The sequence below is a fragment of the Enhydrobacter aerosaccus genome, from assembly GCF_900167455.1.
GTDB lineage: Bacteria > Pseudomonadota > Alphaproteobacteria > Reyranellales > Reyranellaceae > Reyranella > Reyranella aerosaccus.
The window spans coordinates 318,367-335,505 of sequence record NZ_FUWJ01000002.1 but is presented as its reverse complement, the minus strand read 5'-3'; the positions used below and the strand labels follow the sequence as shown (position 1 = coordinate 335,505).

The 17,139-nt window shown below is 65.1% G+C and carries 20 protein-coding genes and 1 pseudogene; 15 read left to right on the top strand and 6 right to left on the bottom strand.

Translation table 11 applies throughout. From position 1 onward, the window contains the following. Window positions 1–27 precede the first annotated feature (27 nt). From B5D62_RS10875 to B5D62_RS10865, 3 genes are read left to right on the top strand one after another with little or no spacing between them, the layout of a single operon-like run. Window positions 28–1,725: a hydantoinase B/oxoprolinase family protein gene (locus B5D62_RS10875; RefSeq protein WP_085933891.1), complete on the top strand. Its 1,698-nt coding sequence runs from the start codon at window positions 28–30 to the stop codon at window positions 1,723–1,725. A gap of 2 nt (window positions 1,726–1,727) precedes the next feature. Further along, window positions 1,728–2,300, top strand: a complete 573-nt coding sequence (locus B5D62_RS10870; protein WP_085933890.1) for a hypothetical protein — start codon at window positions 1,728–1,730, stop codon at window positions 2,298–2,300. Then, window positions 2,297–3,316, top strand: a complete 1,020-nt coding sequence (locus B5D62_RS10865; protein WP_085933889.1) for an asparaginase — start codon at window positions 2,297–2,299, stop codon at window positions 3,314–3,316. Before B5D62_RS10870 ends, B5D62_RS10865 begins: the two co-directional genes overlap by 4 nt. Here B5D62_RS10865 and B5D62_RS10860 read toward each other — a convergent pair. Then, window positions 3,313–3,699 (bottom strand): DUF983 domain-containing protein, encoded by a 387-nt coding sequence (locus B5D62_RS10860; protein ID WP_139373838.1) that lies wholly within the window; start codon window positions 3,697–3,699, stop codon window positions 3,313–3,315. The genes B5D62_RS10865 and B5D62_RS10860 overlap by 4 nt on opposite strands. A 76-nt stretch (window positions 3,700–3,775) precedes the next feature. On the opposite strand from B5D62_RS10860, the gene B5D62_RS10855 reads away from it, so the two are divergent. Genes B5D62_RS10855 through cydB form a run of 3 tightly spaced genes read left to right on the top strand, consistent with a single transcriptional unit; the run spans window position 3,776 to window position 7,594 of the window. Next, a complete protein-coding gene (locus B5D62_RS10855; protein WP_085933888.1) occupies window positions 3,776–5,152 on the top strand; it encodes an aminotransferase-like domain-containing protein in 1,377 nt (458 codons plus the stop codon). A 28-nt stretch (window positions 5,153–5,180) separates the two neighbouring features. Beyond that, on the top strand, window positions 5,181–6,584 hold the full coding sequence (locus tag B5D62_RS10850; protein WP_085933887.1) for a cytochrome ubiquinol oxidase subunit I: 1,404 nt from the start codon (window positions 5,181–5,183) through the stop codon (window positions 6,582–6,584). A 2-nt stretch (window positions 6,585–6,586) separates the two neighbouring features. Beyond that, window positions 6,587–7,594 carry a cytochrome d ubiquinol oxidase subunit II gene (cydB, locus tag B5D62_RS10845; RefSeq protein ID WP_085934717.1) on the top strand — a complete coding sequence of 336 codons (1,008 nt, stop codon included), beginning with the start codon at window positions 6,587–6,589 and terminating at the stop codon, window positions 7,592–7,594. A 105-nt stretch (window positions 7,595–7,699) separates the two neighbouring features. Here cydB and B5D62_RS10840 read toward each other — a convergent pair whose 3' ends face one another. Then, complete coding sequence (locus B5D62_RS10840; RefSeq protein WP_085933886.1) at window positions 7,700–8,074, bottom strand: MliC family protein; 375 nt, start codon at window positions 8,072–8,074, stop codon at window positions 7,700–7,702. Between the two features lie 122 nt (window positions 8,075–8,196). Between B5D62_RS10840 and B5D62_RS10835 the strand changes: the two genes are divergently transcribed. The 4 genes from B5D62_RS10835 to B5D62_RS10825 are packed head-to-tail and all read left to right on the top strand — an operon-like array spanning window position 8,197 to window position 11,302. After that, window positions 8,197–8,991, top strand: a complete 795-nt coding sequence (locus tag B5D62_RS10835) for an alpha/beta fold hydrolase (RefSeq protein ID WP_085933885.1) — start codon at window positions 8,197–8,199, stop codon at window positions 8,989–8,991. Further along, window positions 8,992–10,173, top strand: a complete 1,182-nt coding sequence (locus tag B5D62_RS10830) for a M20 aminoacylase family protein (protein WP_085933884.1) — start codon at window positions 8,992–8,994, stop codon at window positions 10,171–10,173. Beyond that, window positions 10,170–10,691 carry a hypothetical protein gene (locus tag B5D62_RS33730; RefSeq protein WP_218191034.1) on the top strand — a complete coding sequence of 174 codons (522 nt, stop codon included), beginning with the start codon at window positions 10,170–10,172 and terminating at the stop codon, window positions 10,689–10,691. The genes B5D62_RS10830 and B5D62_RS33730 overlap by 4 nt, the downstream gene beginning before the upstream one ends. Then, a complete protein-coding gene (locus B5D62_RS10825) occupies window positions 10,688–11,302 on the top strand; it encodes a DsbA family protein (protein ID WP_218191033.1) in 615 nt (204 codons plus the stop codon). The genes B5D62_RS33730 and B5D62_RS10825 overlap by 4 nt, the downstream gene beginning before the upstream one ends. Window positions 11,303–11,309: 7 nt before the next feature. Here B5D62_RS10825 and B5D62_RS10820 read toward each other — a convergent pair whose 3' ends face one another. Further along, on the bottom strand, window positions 11,310–12,161 hold the full coding sequence (locus B5D62_RS10820) for a LysR family transcriptional regulator (RefSeq protein WP_085933882.1): 852 nt from the start codon (window positions 12,159–12,161) through the stop codon (window positions 11,310–11,312). A 109-nt stretch (window positions 12,162–12,270) separates the two neighbouring features. Between B5D62_RS10820 and B5D62_RS10815 the strand changes: the two genes are divergently transcribed. From B5D62_RS10815 to B5D62_RS10805, 3 genes are all read left to right on the top strand, one after another. Next, window positions 12,271–12,663: a tautomerase family protein gene (locus B5D62_RS10815; protein ID WP_085933881.1), complete on the top strand. Its 393-nt coding sequence runs from the start codon at window positions 12,271–12,273 to the stop codon at window positions 12,661–12,663. After that, window positions 12,660–13,238 (top strand): DUF4865 family protein, encoded by a 579-nt coding sequence (locus B5D62_RS10810; RefSeq protein WP_085933880.1) that lies wholly within the window; start codon window positions 12,660–12,662, stop codon window positions 13,236–13,238. Before B5D62_RS10815 ends, B5D62_RS10810 begins: the two co-directional genes overlap by 4 nt. A 111-nt stretch (window positions 13,239–13,349) precedes the next feature. Further along, entirely contained in the window at window positions 13,350–13,832 is a 483-nt protein-coding gene (locus tag B5D62_RS10805) for a host attachment protein (RefSeq protein ID WP_170920888.1), read from the top strand. A 9-nt stretch (window positions 13,833–13,841) separates the two neighbouring features. Here the strand turns inward: B5D62_RS10805 and B5D62_RS10800 are convergent, their stop codons facing one another. Together B5D62_RS10800 and B5D62_RS10795 are read right to left on the bottom strand one after the other, a co-directional pair. Continuing rightward, a complete protein-coding gene (locus tag B5D62_RS10800; protein WP_085933878.1) occupies window positions 13,842–14,222 on the bottom strand; it encodes an HPF/RaiA family ribosome-associated protein in 381 nt (126 codons plus the stop codon). A 62-nt stretch (window positions 14,223–14,284) separates the two neighbouring features. After that, a complete protein-coding gene (locus B5D62_RS10795; protein ID WP_085933877.1) occupies window positions 14,285–14,530 on the bottom strand; it encodes a DUF6356 family protein in 246 nt (81 codons plus the stop codon). Between the two features lie 91 nt (window positions 14,531–14,621). Between B5D62_RS10795 and B5D62_RS10790 the strand changes: the two genes are divergently transcribed. Beyond that, window positions 14,622–15,101 (top strand): Lrp/AsnC family transcriptional regulator, encoded by a 480-nt coding sequence (locus tag B5D62_RS10790; protein ID WP_269435094.1) that lies wholly within the window; start codon window positions 14,622–14,624, stop codon window positions 15,099–15,101. 62 nt (window positions 15,102–15,163) lie between these two features. Beyond that, complete coding sequence (locus tag B5D62_RS10785) at window positions 15,164–16,159, top strand: hydroxyacid dehydrogenase (protein ID WP_085933875.1); 996 nt, start codon at window positions 15,164–15,166, stop codon at window positions 16,157–16,159. Between the two features lie 726 nt (window positions 16,160–16,885). Here the strand turns inward: B5D62_RS10785 and B5D62_RS10780 are convergent. Continuing rightward, window positions 16,886–17,056: pseudogene (locus B5D62_RS10780) on the bottom strand (Rdx family protein); the annotation flags it as partial. Window positions 17,057–17,139: the final 83 nt, after the last annotated feature.

The window sequence follows — 17,139 nt, the reverse complement described above, 5'->3', positions numbered from 1 at the left end:
CGGCATGGGCTGTGCTACTGATTCATCATGTCGAATCTCGATCCCGTGACCCTGACGGTCATCCAGAACGGCCTGATCCAGGTCTGTAACGAAATGGACCTGGCTTTCGTGCGTTCTGCATTTTCCCCGGTCATTTCCGAGGGAATGGACCGATCCGACGGCATTTACGATGCACACGACGGCGCACTCATTGCGCAGGGCGAACTCGGCCTGCCGGTATTCGTCGGCACCATGCAATTCTCGACCCAGGCTGTCATCGAACGGGTGAAAACCCACTATGCAGGCAGGGTCGATCCGGGCGACGTGTTCATCGTCAACGACCCCTATCTCGGCGGCACGCACTTGATGGATGTGCGCTTCGTGAAGCCGTTCTTCTACAAGGGCGAACTTTTCGCGTGGCTGGCCAATACCGGTCACTGGCCGGATGTCGGCGGCATGGTTCCGGGCGGTTTCTCCGCCAGCGCCACCGAGGTCGAGCAGGAAGGGCTGCGGCTGCCGCCGGTCAAGTTCTTCAAGAAGGGCGAGATGGACCAGGAGATCCTGTCCATCATCCTCAGCAACATTCGCATTGCCGACCAGCGTATCGGCGACATCAAGGCGCAGGCGGCGGCGCTCGCGACCGGTGAGCAGCGCCTGACCGCGCTGATCGATCGCTATGGCGCCGAGGTGGTACGGCAGGCGATCGGCGAGATGCGTCACCGCGCCGAGCGGCAGATGCGGGCCAGGATCGCCGACATTCCCGATGGCGTGTACGAAGGCAGCTCGCAGGTGGATAGCGACGGCGTCGTCGACCAGCCGCTGACCATCCGGATGAAGATCACCAAGAAGGGCGAGGATCTCACCTTCGACATGACCGGCTCGAGCCCGCCCTGCCGCGGACCGATGAACAGCGTGATCGCGACGACCAAGTCGGCGATCTATCTCGCCATCAAGCATGTGTTTCCCGACGTGCCGATCAATGCCGGCACGTTCGAGCCGCTGCACATCATCGAGCCCGAGGGCACGTTCCTCTATGCCCGGTATCCGCGACCGGTGTCGGGCTGCGCCGCGGAGGTGAGCCAGCGCATCGCCGAGGCGGTGTTCGCGGCGCTCACGCAGGCGATCCCGGACCTCCTGTTCGCGGCGCCGGCCGGCACCTCGGGCAATCTCGGCGTTGGCGGCTACGATCCGGAACGCCAGCGCAGCTACATCATGTATCTCTTCACCGGTGGCGGTTACGGCGGCTTCCAGGGTGGCGACGGATTGAGCAACGGCTGCTCGACCATCGGCATCTCCAAGATGCCGCCGGTCGAGGTGCTGGAACAGTTCTATCCGGTGCTGTTCGAGGAATTCTCGTTGCGCGAAGGATCGGGTGGCGCCGGCGAATTTCGTGGCGGCTTCGGCATCAATTACGCCATCCGCCTGCGCCGCGGCGAGGCGCGGGTCTCCATGGTGATGGACCATGGCCGCACGGGTCCGCAGGGCGTGCTGGGCGGCCAGGACGGCAGCACCAACACCGTCCTCGTGACCCAAGGCGACAAGAGCTACCGCCCGCCTCACCTATCCAAGGACCAGGACATCGAGATCGGCGCCGGCGATGTCGTGCGCGTCTCGACGCCGGGCGGTGGCGGGTTCGGCGATCCCACGCGGCGCAGGCCAGAACTGATCGCCCAGGACATTGCCCGCGGTTACTACACGCCCGAACAGGCGAGGGAGAAGTTCGGCTTCCAGGCTGCGGCGGAGTAAGGATGAAGCCGTTGCGACGCTGGGGGTGTGCACCCAGCCGGCGAGCGCTGCTCCTGGCCGCGCTGCCGGCGTTCGTGCTCGCCACCACCGCCCATGCCCAGAAGCCGCTCAAGCTGCCCGACGTCTGGTACGGCGTTGAAGTCGAGGACAATGTCTTCACCGTCCAGATGCCTGGCATTCCCGACCATCGCATCGTGAGCGACGTGTCCGCCCGCGGCACACCGTTCCAGCTCCATTCCTACAGCGTCGAGGCCGGCGGCTTCTCCTACGTCGCCCAGAGCGCGCTCTATCCTGGCGACGTCGATGCCAACAATCCGCGCATCATCCTGCAGGCCGCGCTCGATAGCCGAGCGCACAGTCTCGACGGAGGCAAGTGGAGCAAGGTCGAGTGGCGCACGGTTGGCGGCGCGACTGCCGTGGACTCGGTCGGGCCGGTGCGCGGCGGCAGTGAACTGCGCGAACTGGTCCTGCTGAAAGGCCGGCGGTTCGTTTCCCTCGCTTTCCTCGGTCCCGCCGGCACGGCAGGCGGGCCGCAGGCCGAACGTTTCTTCAAGTCACTGAAGCTGGAACCATGAGCAAACCGCGTATCCATATCCTCGCCCTCGGCGGCACCATTGCCACCCGCCCCGATGCCACCGGCGCCATGCAGATGGGGCTCGGCGCCGACGATCTCGTTGCCGCGGTGCCCTTGCTTTCCACCGTCGCCGAGATCGGGGCCGAGACGGTTTCGCGCGTTGGCAGCCACTCGCTGGGTTTCGAGCATCTCCATGCGCTGGCGGCGAAGATTCGCGGTATCGATGCCGACGGCGTGGTGGTGACCCAGGGAACGGACACGCTGGAGGAGACCAGCTTCCTGCTCGATCTCTTGCTCGATCTCGATATCCCGGTGGTCGTGACCGCGGCCATGCGCAACCCGTCGCTGACATCGGCGGATGGGCCCGGCAATCTCCTGGCCGCGGTGCGCGTCGCTGCCGATCCGTGGGTCCGCAAGCATGCCAGGGCGCTCGGCGTCGTCGTCGCGATGCTGGACGAGGTTTATGCCGCCGCCGACGTGCTGAAGGTCCATCCGACGCGACTCAACGCCTTCGCCTCGCCCCAGACCGGACCACTCGCCGCCCTGCCCGAGGACCGCGTGGTGCCGCTGTCGCTGCCGGTGCGGGACGCCATGAACGCAACGCACGCGCGACTGGGGAAGGTTCCGGGCGGTGCCGGCCTGCCCATCGCGCTCTTGTGGATGTCGATCGACGAGCCGGGGCGACTGATCGAGGCGATGATCGCCGCACCCGATCATCTCGGCTATCGCGGCGCCGTCATCGGGGCCATGGGCGGAGGTCACACGCCCGAGCGTGCCACAGACACTTTGATCAGGCTTGCGGCAGCGATGCCGACCGTCGTGTCGCCGCGTGCCGGCGGAGGGCCGCTCTTGGAGAAGACCTATGGCGGTCCAAGCTCGGAGATCGCGCTGCGCCAGGCCGGGCTGATCTGGGGCGGGCGCCTGCACCCGTTGAAGGCGCGCGTGCTGCTCGAGACTTGCCTGCGCGCCGGCCTCGACCGCAAGGCGATGACCGAACTTTTTGCCGCCTGGAACTAGCGCCGCGCGAGCTTTGCTGCGGCGAAGCCATGCATGCCCATCTGCCATTGCAAGGCGACGATCATGCCCTTGATCGGCTGCAGCAGGCCGATGCTGAGGACGAGCACGAGCGGTAGCCAGATCAGGGTATGCAGCCAGTAGGGCGGCGAATAGGCGATCTCGACGATCATGGCGAGCGGCACGATGATGTGCCCGACCAGCACGATCACGACATAGGCCGGAAAATCATCGGCCCGGTGATGATGGAACGGCTCGCCGCAGCGTTCGCAGTGTTCGGCGACCTTCACGAAGGCGCGAAAGAGATGGCCTTCGCCGCATGCCGGGCAGCGACCGAGGAGACCGCGTAGCAGAGCGGTCCCGTTGGTCACGTTGGAGTCGGTCACGATGTCCCTCCGTCATTAAGCGGATTGTATATCCGTACAATAGGCCATACATTCAATGACGAAGGAGCCAGATTGTATGGATTGGCGCCCTACACTGAATGACCGGCGGGGGCCGGTCTATGAAGGTATCGTCGAGGCCTTGGCGGCGGATATCGCCTCGGGTCGCCTGCATCGCGGCCAGCGCCTGCCGACGCATCGCGCGCTCGCCCAGGCTCTCGGCATCGACCTCACCACCGTCACGCGCGCTTATGGCGAGGCCCATCGGCGCGGCCTGACCGAGGCCCGGGTGGGGCAGGGAACCTTCGTCGCCGAAAGTCGCCTGCACGCCCCTCGCGCCGCCGCTGCCGGCATCGAGTTCGACCTGTCGATGAACCTGCCGCCCGAGCCAGTCGAAGCCGATCTCGAAGGCCGCATCATGCGCGGCCTGCAGGGGCTTCAGCGCGACTACGGGCTCAGCGACTTCATGAGCTATCAGCCCGCCGGTGGCAGCGAACAGGATAGGGCGGTGGCAGCGACATGGCTCAAGCGCCGCGTCGCGACGGCGCATGCCGATACGTTGCTTGTCCTGCCCGGCACGCAGACGGCGCTGATGTGCCTCCTGCTGACGCTCACCAAGCCCGGCGACGTCGTACTGGCGGACCGCCTGACCTATCCGGGATTCAAGGCGGCTGCCGTTGCCGCGAAGGTGCGTCTGGTCGGCGTCGACAGCGACCGCGGCGGCATGTCGCCGGCGGCGCTGGAGGAGGCGTGCAAGCGCCATGCGGCGAAGGCCGTCTATCTGATTCCGACCATCCACAATCCGACCACGACGACCTTGAGCGCGAGCCGGCGCGAGCAACTCGCCGCGGTAATTCGCCGTCGCGGACTGCTCCTGTTCGAGGACGATGCCTATGGCAGCCTCGATCCAAGGCTGGCGCCGATCACCACGCTCGTCCCGGAGTGCGGTTATCTCGCCGCCAGCCTTTCCAAATGCATCGCGCCGGGCTTGCGCGTGTCTTTCCTGCTGAGCCCCGATCGCACCACCGCGACCGCTCTTGCCAACACGGCCCGTGCCGTCGCCCAGATGCCCGTGCCGCTTACCGTCGCCCTGGCCTTGCGCTGGCTCGCCGATGGCAGCGCCGATGCCATCATCGCCGCCATTGCCGCCGAGGCGGCGGCGCGGCAGAAGCTCGCGGCCCGCGCGCTCGCCGGCCTCGACTACAAGGCGCATCCCAAGGGCCATCATCTGTGGCTGACCCTGCCGTCGCTGTGGAATCGCATGGAGTTTGCCGCCTACGTGCAACGACAGGGACTCGCCGTTGTCACAAGTGACAGTTTCAGCGTCGATGGTGTGCCGGAACACGCGATACGCATCGCACTCGGAGCCGCGCGCTCGCAGGCCGACCTGTCGGCGGCGCTCGACCTGCTGGCGGTTGCGCTGAAAGCGCCTGCGTCAGCGTCCCGCATCGTCTGACGCCGCTGACCGGATTGAGATAGGCGCCATGCTCGATGCTCTCGATGCGACGCTGCTTGCGCGGCTGCAATTCGCCTTCACCGTATCCTTTCACTTCATCTTCCCGTCCTTCTCGATCGGGTTGGCGAGCTATCTTGCGGTGCTCGAGGGAATGTGGCTGGTGACGGGACGCGAGGTCTATCTCACCGTATACAAGTACTGGCTGAAGATCTTCTCGCTGGTCTTCGGCATGGGCGTCGTGTCGGGCATCGTCATGTCCTATCAGTTCGGCACCAACTGGTCGGCCTATTCCGAGAAGGCCGGGCCGATCGTCGGACCGCTGATGGCCTACGAGGTGCTGACGGCGTTCTTCCTCGAAGCCGGTTTCCTCGGCGTCATGCTGTTCGGCATGAACCGCGTCGGTCGCGGCCTGCATTTCGCGGCGACGATCGCGGTTGCCGTCGGAACCTTCATCTCTGCCTTCTGGATCCTGTCCGCGAACAGCTGGATGCAGACGCCGGTCGGCCATGCCATCGCCGCCAACGGCCAGTTCGTGCCGCAGGACTGGCTGACCATCATCTTCAATCCCTCATTCCCCTACCGCCTCGCCCACACGGTGACCGCGGCCTATCTGACGACGGCGCTTGCGGTCGGTGGCGTCGGTGCCTGGCACCTGTTGCGCCAGGCCAAGAGCGAGGGCGTGCGGGTCATGTTCTCGATGGCGATGGGCATGATCACCGTGACGGCGCCGGTCCAGATCCTGCTCGGCGACCAGCATGGGCTCAACACGCTCGAGCATCAGCCGGTCAAGATCATGGCCATGGAAGGCCACTTCCAGAGCCATGCCGATGGCGCGCCCCTGATCCTGTTCGGCCTGCCGGACGAGCAAGCGGCCAAGGTGCGTTACGAGATCTCGATCCCCAAGCTCTCGTCACTCATCCTCAAGCACGCCCTCGATGCGCCTCTGAGCGGGCTGGATACGGTTCCTCGCAGCGACTGGCCGCCGGTGCCCATCGTCTTCTGGTCGTTCCGGATCATGGTCGGCCTCGGCATGCTGATGCTGTTGCTGGGGGCGTGGAGCCTGCTGGCTCGCCTGTGGCGCGGCCTGTACGACTGGCCGTGGCTGCATCGCCTGGCGCTGGCGATGGGGCCGTCGGGCTTCGTCGCGGTAATCGCCGGCTGGGTGACGACGGAGGTGGGACGCCAGCCCTATACGGTCTATGGCCTGTTGCGCACGGTCCAATCGGTCTCGCCCCTGCAGGCGCCAGCCGTCGCCTCGTCGCTGCTTGCCTTCATCGCGGTCTACTTCATCGTGTTCGGCGCCGGCATCCTCTACGTGCTGAAGCTGATGGGGCAAGGGCCGCAGGGCGGTGAACGCGGGCCCGAGGAGTTGCCGGTACGTGCGGCCGGCATCACGCCAGGTCCGGCTGTCGCCGCCGGCAGGAGGGCCTGATGATGCCGATTCCCGTCGACCTGCCGACGATCTGGGCCTTCATCATCACCTTCGCCATCTTCGCCTACGTCGTGATGGACGGATTCGATCTCGGCATCGGCATCCTGTTTCCGCTGTTCGCGCCTGGACAGCAGCGCGACCGAGCGATGAATTCGATCGCCCCGGTGTGGGACGGCAACGAGACCTGGCTGGTGCTGGGCGGCAGCGGATTGATGGCTGCCTTCCCGGTCGCCTATGGCATCATCCTGTCGGCGCTCTATACGCCCATCATCGCCATGCTGCTGGCCCTGATCTTCCGTGGTGTCGCGTTCGAGTTCCGGTGGCGCGATGCCAGCCATCGTCCGTTCTGGGATTTCGCCTTTGCCCTCGGATCGTTCGTGGCGGCGCTGGCGCAGGGCATCACGCTGGGCGGTTTGCTCCAGGGCATCGCGGTCCGGGATCGTACCTATGCCGGCGGCTGGTGGGACTGGCTGTCGCCGTTCAGCGTGCTGGTGGGGGTTTCCCTCGTCTGTGGCTATGCGCTGCTGGGCGCGACATGGCTGATCATGAAGAGCGATGGTGTCCTGCAGGCGCGCTGCCAGCGGCTGGCGCTACGCCTCGGCATCGGTACCATCGTCGGCATGGCGGCGGTCAGCGCTGCGACGCCGTTCCTCAGCAACGACTATGCGACCCGATGGTTCGCCTGGCCGCAGGTCCTCTTCACGGCGCAAGTGCCGCTGCTGGTGGCGATCGCGTCGGTGGCCTTCTTCTTCGCCTTGCGCCAGCGTCGTGACTACTGGCCGTTCCTGATCGCGCTCGCCCTGTTCGCACTCGGACTGACGGGGCTTGGCATCAGCCTCTATCCCTACGTCGTGCCACGTGCCGTCACGCTGTGGGACGCCGCTTCGCCATCGGCCAGCCTCGGCTTCATGCTGGTCGGCGCGGTGATCATGGTGCCGATCATTCTTGCCTACACGAGCTATGCCTACTGGGTGTTCCGCGGCAAGACGGGACACGAAGGCTATCACTGACGGGGGCGCGCATGCCGACTCTGCGCCAGTGGCTGTGGTTCGCCGGCCTGTGGGCCGCCGGCGTCGGGGTCACCACGCTGGTCGGCTACGGCATCCGCCTCTGGCTCAGGTAGCCGTCGTACGCCGCGTCGGCCGGCAGTTGAAGGCGAGGGGACGACTGGTGGAGGAATTCTCGCGCAGCGCCGCGAGGTCGTCGCGTCCCACCCATTGAACGGAAGAATCGGCGTAGCGGAAGCCGTCGCCGGTGGGCTGGTACTCGGTGCGCCAGGTCTTGTTCTCGAACGTCACCGTCGCCCGGTTCTTGGCGTAGACGACGGTCACTTCCTTTTGGTTCTCGCAGGCATAGGCGATGCCGCGAGGCACTAGATCGTCAGGCGACGGCCGCGCGATCGGCGCCGACACCGCGGTTGCCGGCCCTTGCTGCACGCAGGCGCCCAGCGGGGCCAGCAGGGCAATGGCGGCAAACGGCAGACGGCGCATCGTGCGACTTCCTCTAGCAGTGTTTCGGGACGCGAGAGCTTAATCATCCCGCCAAGGAGGGCAATGCTTTCAACTCGCTCCGTCTGTGCGCATACTGCCGCGCCGCTGGACAGGGGACGCAAATGGCGCAGTTCAAACTTCGCGATGGGGCGGAGCTCTACTACGAAAGGCTGGGCAACGGACCGCCGCTTTTCCTCGTGCCGGGCCTGGGCGGCGACGGCCGCTTCTGGGGCGCGAACGTGGCCGAGCTCGCCCGGCGCTTCACGGTCGTGGTGCATGACCATCGCGGCACGGCGCGCAGCACCCTCTCCCGGATCGAGTACAGCGTTGCCCAGATGGCCGACGACGCGCTGCAGCTCATCGAGGGGCTGGGCTTCGACAAGGTCCATTGGTGCGGCCACTCCACCGGTGGCGCAATGGGACAGGTGCTGGCGATCGAGCATCCCGAGCGCATCGACCGGCTGGTGCTGAGCTCGACCTGGGCCAAGACCGATGCCTTCTTCCGCCGCCTGTTCGAGGTTCGCTCCCTGATGCTGCGCGAGCTGGGACCGGCCGCCTATCTCAAGGCCAGTGCGCTGGCGCTCAACATGCCGGCCTGGGTCCGCGATCATGATGCCGATCTGGCGGCCGCCGAGGCCAAGGCGACGGAGACGATCCCGGTTCCGGAGATCGTCCTGTCCCGCATCGCCGCCATTGTCGCCCATGATCGGCGCGAGCAGCTGCAGAAGATCCGGGCGCGCACGCTTGCCATCTGCGCCCGCGACGACACCGTCACACCGCTCTATTTCACCGAGGAGCTCGTCCGCCTGATCCGTGATGCGCGGGCCTATGTCCTGCCGGACGGCGGCCATGCATATCCGGGGGTGCATGGGGCGGAGTTTCGTCGTGTAATCACGTCTTTCCTGTTGGAGTCCTGAATGTCCGCCAAGATCGAGCCCAAGATTGCCGCCTCTGCCGCCGAGCTGACCGCCATCCGCCGCGACATCCATGCCCATCCCGAACTGGGCTTCGAGGAGGAGCGGACGTCGAAGATTGTGGCCGGCAAGCTGAAGGAATGGGGCTGCGAGGTCACGACCGGCATCGGCAAGACCGGCGTCGTCGGCACCATCCGCGTCGGCAACAATCCGCGCGCCATCGGCCTGCGTGCCGACATGGACGCACTGCCGATGGACGAGCACAACACGTTCGACCACCGCAGCACGCATCAAGGCCGCATGCATGCCTGCGGCCATGACGGCCATACGACCATGCTGCTGGGCGCCGCCAAGTACCTGTCGGCGACCCGCAACTTCGATGGCACGGTCCACTTCATCTTCCAGCCGGCCGAGGAAGGGCGTGGCGGCGCCGAAGCGATGGTCAAGGACGGGCTGTTCGAGAAGTTCCCGTGCGAACAGATCTTCGGCATGCACAACCGTCCCAAGCTCGAGGTCGGCAAGTTCGCCATCCGCTCCGGCCCGCAGATGGCCGGTGGCGGTCTGTTCGACATCAAGATCACCGGCAAAGGCGCCCATGGCGCGCGCCCGGAATCGGGCATCGATCCGGTCATCATCGCTACCCAGATCATCTCGGCCCTGCAGAGCGTCGTGTCGCGCAACGTCGCGCCGCTCGATTCGGCGGTGATCTCGGTGACGCAGATGCATGCTGGCGACGCCTACAACGTCATCCCGCAGGAAGCCGTGCTGCGCGGCACCATCCGCGCCTTCCGCAAGGAGACCATGGCGTTGGTGAAGGAGCGCATCGAGACCATCTCGCGCGGCATCGCCGAGTCGCTGGGCGGCAAGGCCGAACCGGACGTGCGCGTCGTGTTTCCGCCGCTGGTGAACGACAAGGACGCGGTGCATTTCATTGCCGATGTTGCCGCCGAGATCGTCGGCGAGGAGAACATGAACCGCGAGGGCCCCTACGTGATGGCGTCGGAGGACTTCTCCTACATGCTGGAGAAGGTGCCGGGCGCCTTCATCAACATTGGCAACGGTGCCGGCGAAGGCGGCTGCGAGGTTCACAATCCCGGCTACGATTTCAACGACGAGATCCTGACGCTGGGCGCGACGCTGTGGTCGCGGGTCGTCGAGAAGAAGCTGGCGAAGGACGCGCGGTGAGCGCCGACAACCGGCATTGGCTGCTGCGTGAGCTGCCGTACGTGGCCATGCTGGTGCTTGCGGTCGGCGGTATCGTGCTGACCGGCTTTCGCGGGCCAGCGACCTATTCCTACTGGATAGCGCTCGCGCCGGTATACGGGCTCGCCTGCGTGCTCTCCGGCTGGCGGCCGGGAGACGGTGGCGCGGAGCATCTGCGGTTGGTCGTGACCCAGGTGCTGCATTGGCTCGCCTTCCTGGCGGCGATGTGGCTCATGTTCATGCCCCAGGTGCGCGGGGTCGAGAACGACAATGCCACAAGCCTGTCGCTGCTGATCCTGCTGGCGCTCGGGACCTTTGTCGCCGGGGTCCATGCCCGGGCATGGCGGATCTGTGTCGTCGGCGTGTTCCTCGCGGTGGCCGTCCCGGTCGTCGCCTGGATCCAGGACTCGGCGATGCTGCTGCTGGTCGGCACGCTGATGGTCGTCGTGGTCGGCGGGCTCTTCTGGTGGCTGTGGCGGCGCGAGACCGCGAGGGCGTGAGCGTGCAGCCCACGGTCACGCTCTGGAGCGACTATGTCAGTCCCTACGCATTCGTCGCGAAAGCCTGGGCCTACGATCTCGAGGCCGATTACGATCTTCGCCTCGACTGGCGCCCCTATACGCTGGACATCCCGTCCTTCCAGGGATCCGTGGCCGAGCGCGATCCGCACCATTGGCGGCGGGTGCGCTATGCCTACATGGATGCCCGCCGCTTCGCCAACAAGCAGGGCCTGACCCTGAGGGGACCGAAGAAGATCTACTTCGATCGGCCGCTTCAGACGGGCATGCTCTATGCCCAGAAGCATGGGGTGTTCAGGACCTACAACGACCTCGCGTTCGATCGCTTCTGGCGGCGCGAGGTCGATCCGGAGGACGTCGAGGCCGTGGAGGCGCTGCTGCGCGAAGTGGGAGCACCGGCCGGTTTCGCGGACTTCCTGGCTGGCGACGGTGGGGCGCGGCACGATGCCTTGCGCACTGAGGCCGAGGCGACCGGCATCTTCGGCGTGCCGAGTTTCGTCTTCGAGGGCGAGCTGTTCTGGGGCGGCGACCGTATCGGCCTGCTGCGCGAACGGCTGGACGAAAAGGGTATCGCAAGACGCGGGCCACGCTGACAGCCGTTCAGTCGATGGTGGATCGGATCGCAGCTGCGAGGGTCTTGAGCGCGCTGCGGGCCTGCCTGTCCACCAGGGCCGAGTAGAGCATCACCTGGCGCGTCGGCAGGGCGGGCAGACCGAGTTGCGGCCCGATATCGATCGTCCCCGGGGGCGCCACGCGGCGGCCGAGGGCGGCCACGGCCAGGCCGGCTGACACCGCGGCGCCGATGGTCATGGTTCCGCCGCCGACGAAAACCTCCGTCCACGGCTGCCGCGCCTTGTCGAGGGCTTGGACGGCCATCTCGCGCACGCTGCAGGGAGCGGCCTGCGTCGCCAGCCGCAGCGGTTGACCCGGAACATGAGTGAAATCCGGAGCGGCCATCCATCCGAACGCTTCGTCGAGGACGACGTCGCCGCCGCGGCGCCGACTGTCGTGACGCAAGACGATGGCGGCATCCAGTCGACCCGCGTCGAGTTCGATCAGCACATCCTGCGACGAGGCAATTCTCAGTTCCATCGATAGCGTTGGATCGCTGCGGTTCATTTGGCGCAGCAAGATCGGCAGTTCGGCGCCGACGATGTGATGGCTGATGCCGATGACCAGTCGCCGGCGCTCGACGCCGAACGATCCCAGCGCCTCCTGATGTGCCTCGATCAGCGAGCGGGCCCGACCGACGAAGTCGTCTCCGTCGACCGAAAGGCGGACGGTGCGCGGCGTCCGCTCCAGAAGTCGCCGTCCAAGGGTGTCCTCCAGCCGCTTGATCTTGAGGCTCACCGCCGACTGGGTCGTATCCATCGCCTCGGCGGCGCGGGTGAAACTCTTGAGATCGGCGACCAGGACGAAAGCTCGGACGGAGTCGATATCGAGTGTCTTCATGATCGTCAGTTATTCGTTTTGAAAATGATTGAAATATATATTCATGTCATTTCGAAATTATCAAGGTCAGCCTAACTTGAGGCGAGTGGAACAGCACTCAGGAGCCCACATGCCGCTGACACGTGTCTCCCTGCGACGGGGCAAGCCGGCCGCCTATCGCAAGGCCATCCTCGATGGCCTCTACCAGGCCATGCGCGAGACGTTCGATGTGCCCGAGGACGATCGCTTCATGACGATCTCCGAGCATGACGAAGAGGATTTCCTGTTCGGACGGACCTATCTCGGCATCGCGCGCAGCGACGATCTGGTGATCATCCAGCTTACCGTGAGCAATACGCGCCCGGCCGACCGGAAGCAGGCGCTTTACCGGCGCATCGTCGAGCGGTTGACGGCCGACCCCGGCCTGCGTCCCGAAGACATCTTCATCAACCTTGTCGAGGTGGTGCCGGAAAACTGGTCGTTCGGCCATGGTCTGGCCCAATACGCGAAGGCGCTGCCATGATCGTCGCGCACTACCTCCATCGCCTGCCCGCGAATTACGACATCGGCCTCATCCGTGAACGGGCGGCCGCGCGCGGCAGTCTTTGGAACGACACGCCGCGCCTCTTCTTCAAGGCGTTCCTCTTGCGCGAGAAGGGACGTTATGGCGCGATCGCCAGCTCCTATTCCTCGCTCTATCTCTGGCAGGATGCCGACGCCTTTGCCGCCTTCCTGATGGATGGGCGCTATCGGGTCGTGACCGACAGTTTCGGCCGGGCCGATATCGAAACGAGGTTCGTCCTGGAGGCGCGCAAGGGGCCCGGACAGGAGGCGCGGTTCGCGCTCCTAGAGGAAGCCGAAATTCCCGTGGACGCCGACCTGACGGCTGCCTTTGCCAGCGAAATCGACCGCAATCGCTCTCGCGCTGGAGCCGCCGATGTCGTCGCCGCAGTCATCGGTGTCGATCCTCGCCGTTGGCGTGTTATTCGAATCGTGCTGTCGGAGGCTGCGCCGATCGAAGGCACGCCTGGTGTCGCTTACCAGATCCTCCATCTTGCGCGACCGCTGCTGCATCTCCTGCCGGGCGATAGTTGCTAGCGCCAGGGCAACGCGCCGCCGGCCGCTCGCGTTTTCGTCCTGAAGGAGAGGTCGATGGTGAAATCGGTGATGAAGCCCCGACGCAGGGCGCGAATTCCAGCGGCGCCCAGGATGGACCCGCTCCGCAAGCGCACGCTGATCGTCGTTGCCGACGGCGCACGAGCCCGCTTCCTCGAGCCCAGCGAGGACAATCGCAAGCTCATGCCAGCGAGCCAGCTCGACATGATCTCGCCGACCAGCCGGCGCAAGACACGGGACATCGTGACCGACCGGCCTGGTCGCAGCTTCGCGTCGGCGCGCGGCGGCGTACGGCATGCTTACGAGCCGCCGCACGATCCGCACAAGATGGAGAAGCACGAGTTCACCGCGACGCTGGCGCAGACGCTGGAAGATATGTGCGGCCGGGGTGAATTCGACCGCCTGATCCTCGTCGCGCCAAGCCGCAGTCTGGGCGAACTGCGCGAGCTCTTGTCCACGCAGGTGCGCAGGATGGTCGCGCACGAAGTCCCCAAGGATCTGACGGCTTCGTCTCCGACCGCGCTCAAACAGGCACTGGCTGCGATCCTGCCAACGCCTGTCATTTCATCGGTTTGAAAGGGGCGATCAGCCTTCGGGCTGGTCGACCGTGCGCTCGATCCGTTCGCGCAGGGTCTTCACGTCGCCCCGCAGCTTCTGGGCGCGCTCCTTGATCGCGCGCTTGGCGCGGCGGAAGGCGTCGGTGACCGCGAATTGCGGGATGGCGAAGCGATCGTCGTTCTGCGGGATATGATCGATGTTGATATCGATGCTACCGGGCATGACGATATGAAGGTTCACCGCGTACAGGGCGACTCGGTGATGTCGGTCCGGCACTTGGACCACGATATTGCACGACGTCAGGCGGCCATACAGCCGCTCCAGCTCCTCGACATGTTCCCGGATGAGGGTGCTTAGCGCCTCACTCGTCTCTCCACCGTGGAACGTCAGGCGTAGTGGCGTCTCCATGGGCATCCCCCTTGCGCTCGTCCGATCTGGTAAACGCGACGACGACGCAACGGGTTGCTGACTCACTCGGCCGCGACGATCTGGGCCTCGCTCTGGGCGGGACGCACGACGCGGTGGGTCACCATGCGGTGATGCAGCGCGCGGATTGTGTCGCTGCCTCGCGTCAGGAACAACCAGGGGAGGAGACCGTGCACGAAGCAGGCCAGACTACCCAGCAGCATGTGCCGGCCGAAGCTGAAGGCCATGCCCATATGCTGGAAGTAGGTTTCGTTGACCGAGGCGGGATGGTCGGTGAAGCGGCGAATCATGGCGCGAATTTTAGCGGTTCCGCCTGAAAACGGCTTGCGAGCTTTGCGTCTCCTCCGGCAATCTGGAGAAACACATTCCCCGGAACTCCTCGTGGCCGCGAAATTATCGCTCGATTCCTTTGACCGTAAGATTCTGGATTGCTTGCAGGACGATGTCGACATGCCGCTGGCGGAAGTCGCGCGGCGCGTCGGGTTGTCGACGACGCCCTGCTGGCGCCGCATCAATCGCCTGCAGGAGCAGGGCATCATCCGGGCGCGCGTGGCGCTGCTCGATCGCAAGGCTGTGAATGCCGGGGTCACGGTGTTCGTGGCGGTGCGAACGGCCCAGCACAACGCCCAGTGGCTGGCCCGATTCGCCCGGGCGATCGCTTCCTTTCCCGAGGTCATGGATTGCTATCGCATGAGCGGCGAGATCGACTACCTCATCCGCCTCGCCTTGCCGGATATCGAGGCCTACGATGCATTCTACAAGCGCCTGATCGCCAAGATCGAACTCTCCGACGTGACCTCCATGTTCGCGATGGAGGAGATCAAGTCCACCACGCGATTGCCGCTGAACTACCTCCCCTAGCATCCGGTGTCTGCGGGCTCTAGGATCGTGGCCGTTCGTTTGCAATGATCATAGGGGAAACGATGTCCACGGGCCCGAACACCGGCAAGAACCGTAAGAAGGTGCTGATCGTCGGCCGCATGCCGCAGGCTGGCCTCGATGTCCTGAAGAAGCGGGACGATGTCGACTACGAAATCCTCACCGACGATTCGGTGCCGTCGTTGCATCCCAAGCTCAAGGACGCCAATGCCGTGACGCTGGGCGCGACGCCCTTCCGCCAGGCCGAGCTCGACGCGGCGCCGGGCATGATGGTGGTGGCCCGTCTGGGCGTCGGGTTCGACGCTGTCGAAATTCCGGCCCTCAACAAGCGCAAGATCCCGCTGATGACGACCGGCATCGCTAACTCGGTCTCCGTGGCCGAGCATGCGATGTACATGATGCTGGCGGCCGCGCGGCTGGTGAAGAAGTACGACCGCTTCGTCCGCGAGAATGGCTGGGGCCAGCGCCTGTCCGATCTGCCGTCCGATCTTTCCGGCAAATCGGTGCTGGTCGTCGGCATGGGCCGGATCGGCTCGCGCACCGTGAAGCGCTGCGTGGCGTTCGAGATGGATACCTACGTGCTCGACCCGAACATTTCCGAGGCCGACATCAAGAAGGCCGGCGCGACCAAGGTGACCGATCTCAAGGCCATCCTGCCCAAGGTCGACTTCGTCTCGATCCATTGCCCGAAGTCGCCGGAGACGGTGAACATGTTCAACGCCGAGACGCTGGCGCTGATGAAGCCCGAGGCCTTCCTCGTCAACACCGCCCGCGGCGGCATCGTCAACGAGGAGGCGCTCTACACGGCCCTCAGCGCGGGCAAGTTGCGCGGCGCCGGCCTCGACGTGCTCGACAGGGAGCCACCGGATCCGAAGAACAAGCTGTTCACGCTCGAGAACGTGATCCTCAGCCCGCACATGGCCGGCGTCACCCAGGAGGCCAGCGACCGCATGGCCGTCACTGCCATCGAGAACATCCTCTCGGTGTTCGACGGCCGCCCCAACGCGGCGAACATCGTGAACAAGGAAGTGCTGGGCTGACAGTCTCCCAAGCTCTCGCCTTATTCTGCTCCCTGCGGAGATCTTTTGACTGCGCCCGGCGCGCGGCATTGTTTCCGCAAGGCACCTGGAGAAAGACAGACCGAAGCTTGCCGACAATCTGCCATGCGACTTTAGTGGCTGAACGTGCAGCCTGATGGAACACCAGACCCGACGCGGCCACGAGTATTGTCTCGGTGGCTTCGTTGGTGGACCTATGTGCCAGGCTACATCTTCTTCGAGCTGGCGGCGTTGGCACTTACCGATTGGCATCGACTATCGTTTGTAGGCCGATGGCATAGTGTGCAAACCTCCAATGCTTGGCCCGGCGCACTGCTCTGGTCTGCGCTTGGAATGGCATCCATGATCGCTGCGTCAGTTTCATGGCGTGTGATCAAGGCGAACGCTCCAATATCGTCCGATTTTCGGGCTGTATGGATCTGGTGTCTCTCTGCGGCTGTCTGGGCTGCCGCAATGACCGTTCTTCCGATACCGGGGTGGTTCTGGTTCCGGAACATCGGCACCGAACTGGTGTTTCCGCTTCTGATTGGCGCTTTGCTCTGGAACGGCCTTTTCATTTGGCTTGTCTATCGGGCAACGCCCAAATGGTGGGAGCGACCCAGAGCCAATCTTCACGGGTCACAAGATCGATGAACATCCGGCCGGGGAGACGCGGCCTGGAATGAACCGCGTCGGCTCGGGAAACCGCAGGCATGTCTGAAAGCGCAGTCAGCCGATCAGGGACTCGACTTCATCGTCGGTCGGGAAGCGGCCGGTCTTGCTGCGGGTATATTTGAGTGTGCCATCGACGGAGACGTCGAATTGGCCGGATCTGCCTGGGCGCATCTCGATGTCGGTTGCGCCCAGCTGTTCGAGACGAGCCCTCACACGGAGGGCCTGCGGCTTGTAGCCTCAAGCGCCGCAATATTCGATCAGCACCTTCATTGCTGGAAGGTGGCGCCTTATGGTCGCGCCAGCAAGGG

Coding starts and splice junctions, on each gene's coding strand:
- B5D62_RS10870 (WP_085933890.1), top strand. CDS start 1,728: ATGAAGCCGTTGCGACGCTGGGGGTGTGCACCCAGCCGGCGAGCGCTG.
- B5D62_RS10850 (WP_085933887.1), top strand. CDS start 5,181: ATGCTCGATGCTCTCGATGCGACGCTGCTTGCGCGGCTGCAATTCGCC.
- B5D62_RS10815 (WP_085933881.1), top strand. CDS start 12,271: ATGCCGCTGACACGTGTCTCCCTGCGACGGGGCAAGCCGGCCGCCTAT.
- B5D62_RS10805 (WP_170920888.1), top strand. CDS start 13,350: ATGGACCCGCTCCGCAAGCGCACGCTGATCGTCGTTGCCGACGGCGCA.
- B5D62_RS10840 (WP_085933886.1), bottom strand. CDS start 8,074: ATGCGCCGTCTGCCGTTTGCCGCCATTGCCCTGCTGGCCCCGCTGGGC.
- B5D62_RS10830 (WP_085933884.1), top strand. CDS start 8,992: ATGTCCGCCAAGATCGAGCCCAAGATTGCCGCCTCTGCCGCCGAGCTG.
- B5D62_RS10855 (WP_085933888.1), top strand. CDS start 3,776: ATGGATTGGCGCCCTACACTGAATGACCGGCGGGGGCCGGTCTATGAA.
- B5D62_RS10800 (WP_085933878.1), bottom strand. CDS start 14,222: ATGGAGACGCCACTACGCCTGACGTTCCACGGTGGAGAGACGAGTGAG.
- B5D62_RS10835 (WP_085933885.1), top strand. CDS start 8,197: ATGGCGCAGTTCAAACTTCGCGATGGGGCGGAGCTCTACTACGAAAGG.
- B5D62_RS10810 (WP_085933880.1), top strand. CDS start 12,660: ATGATCGTCGCGCACTACCTCCATCGCCTGCCCGCGAATTACGACATC.
- B5D62_RS10785 (WP_085933875.1), top strand. CDS start 15,164: ATGTCCACGGGCCCGAACACCGGCAAGAACCGTAAGAAGGTGCTGATC.
- B5D62_RS10820 (WP_085933882.1), bottom strand. CDS start 12,161: ATGAAGACACTCGATATCGACTCCGTCCGAGCTTTCGTCCTGGTCGCC.
- B5D62_RS10795 (WP_085933877.1), bottom strand. CDS start 14,530: ATGATTCGCCGCTTCACCGACCATCCCGCCTCGGTCAACGAAACCTAC.
- B5D62_RS10875 (WP_085933891.1), top strand. CDS start 28: ATGTCGAATCTCGATCCCGTGACCCTGACGGTCATCCAGAACGGCCTG.
- B5D62_RS10865 (WP_085933889.1), top strand. CDS start 2,297: ATGAGCAAACCGCGTATCCATATCCTCGCCCTCGGCGGCACCATTGCC.
- cydB (WP_085934717.1), top strand. CDS start 6,587: ATGCCGATTCCCGTCGACCTGCCGACGATCTGGGCCTTCATCATCACC.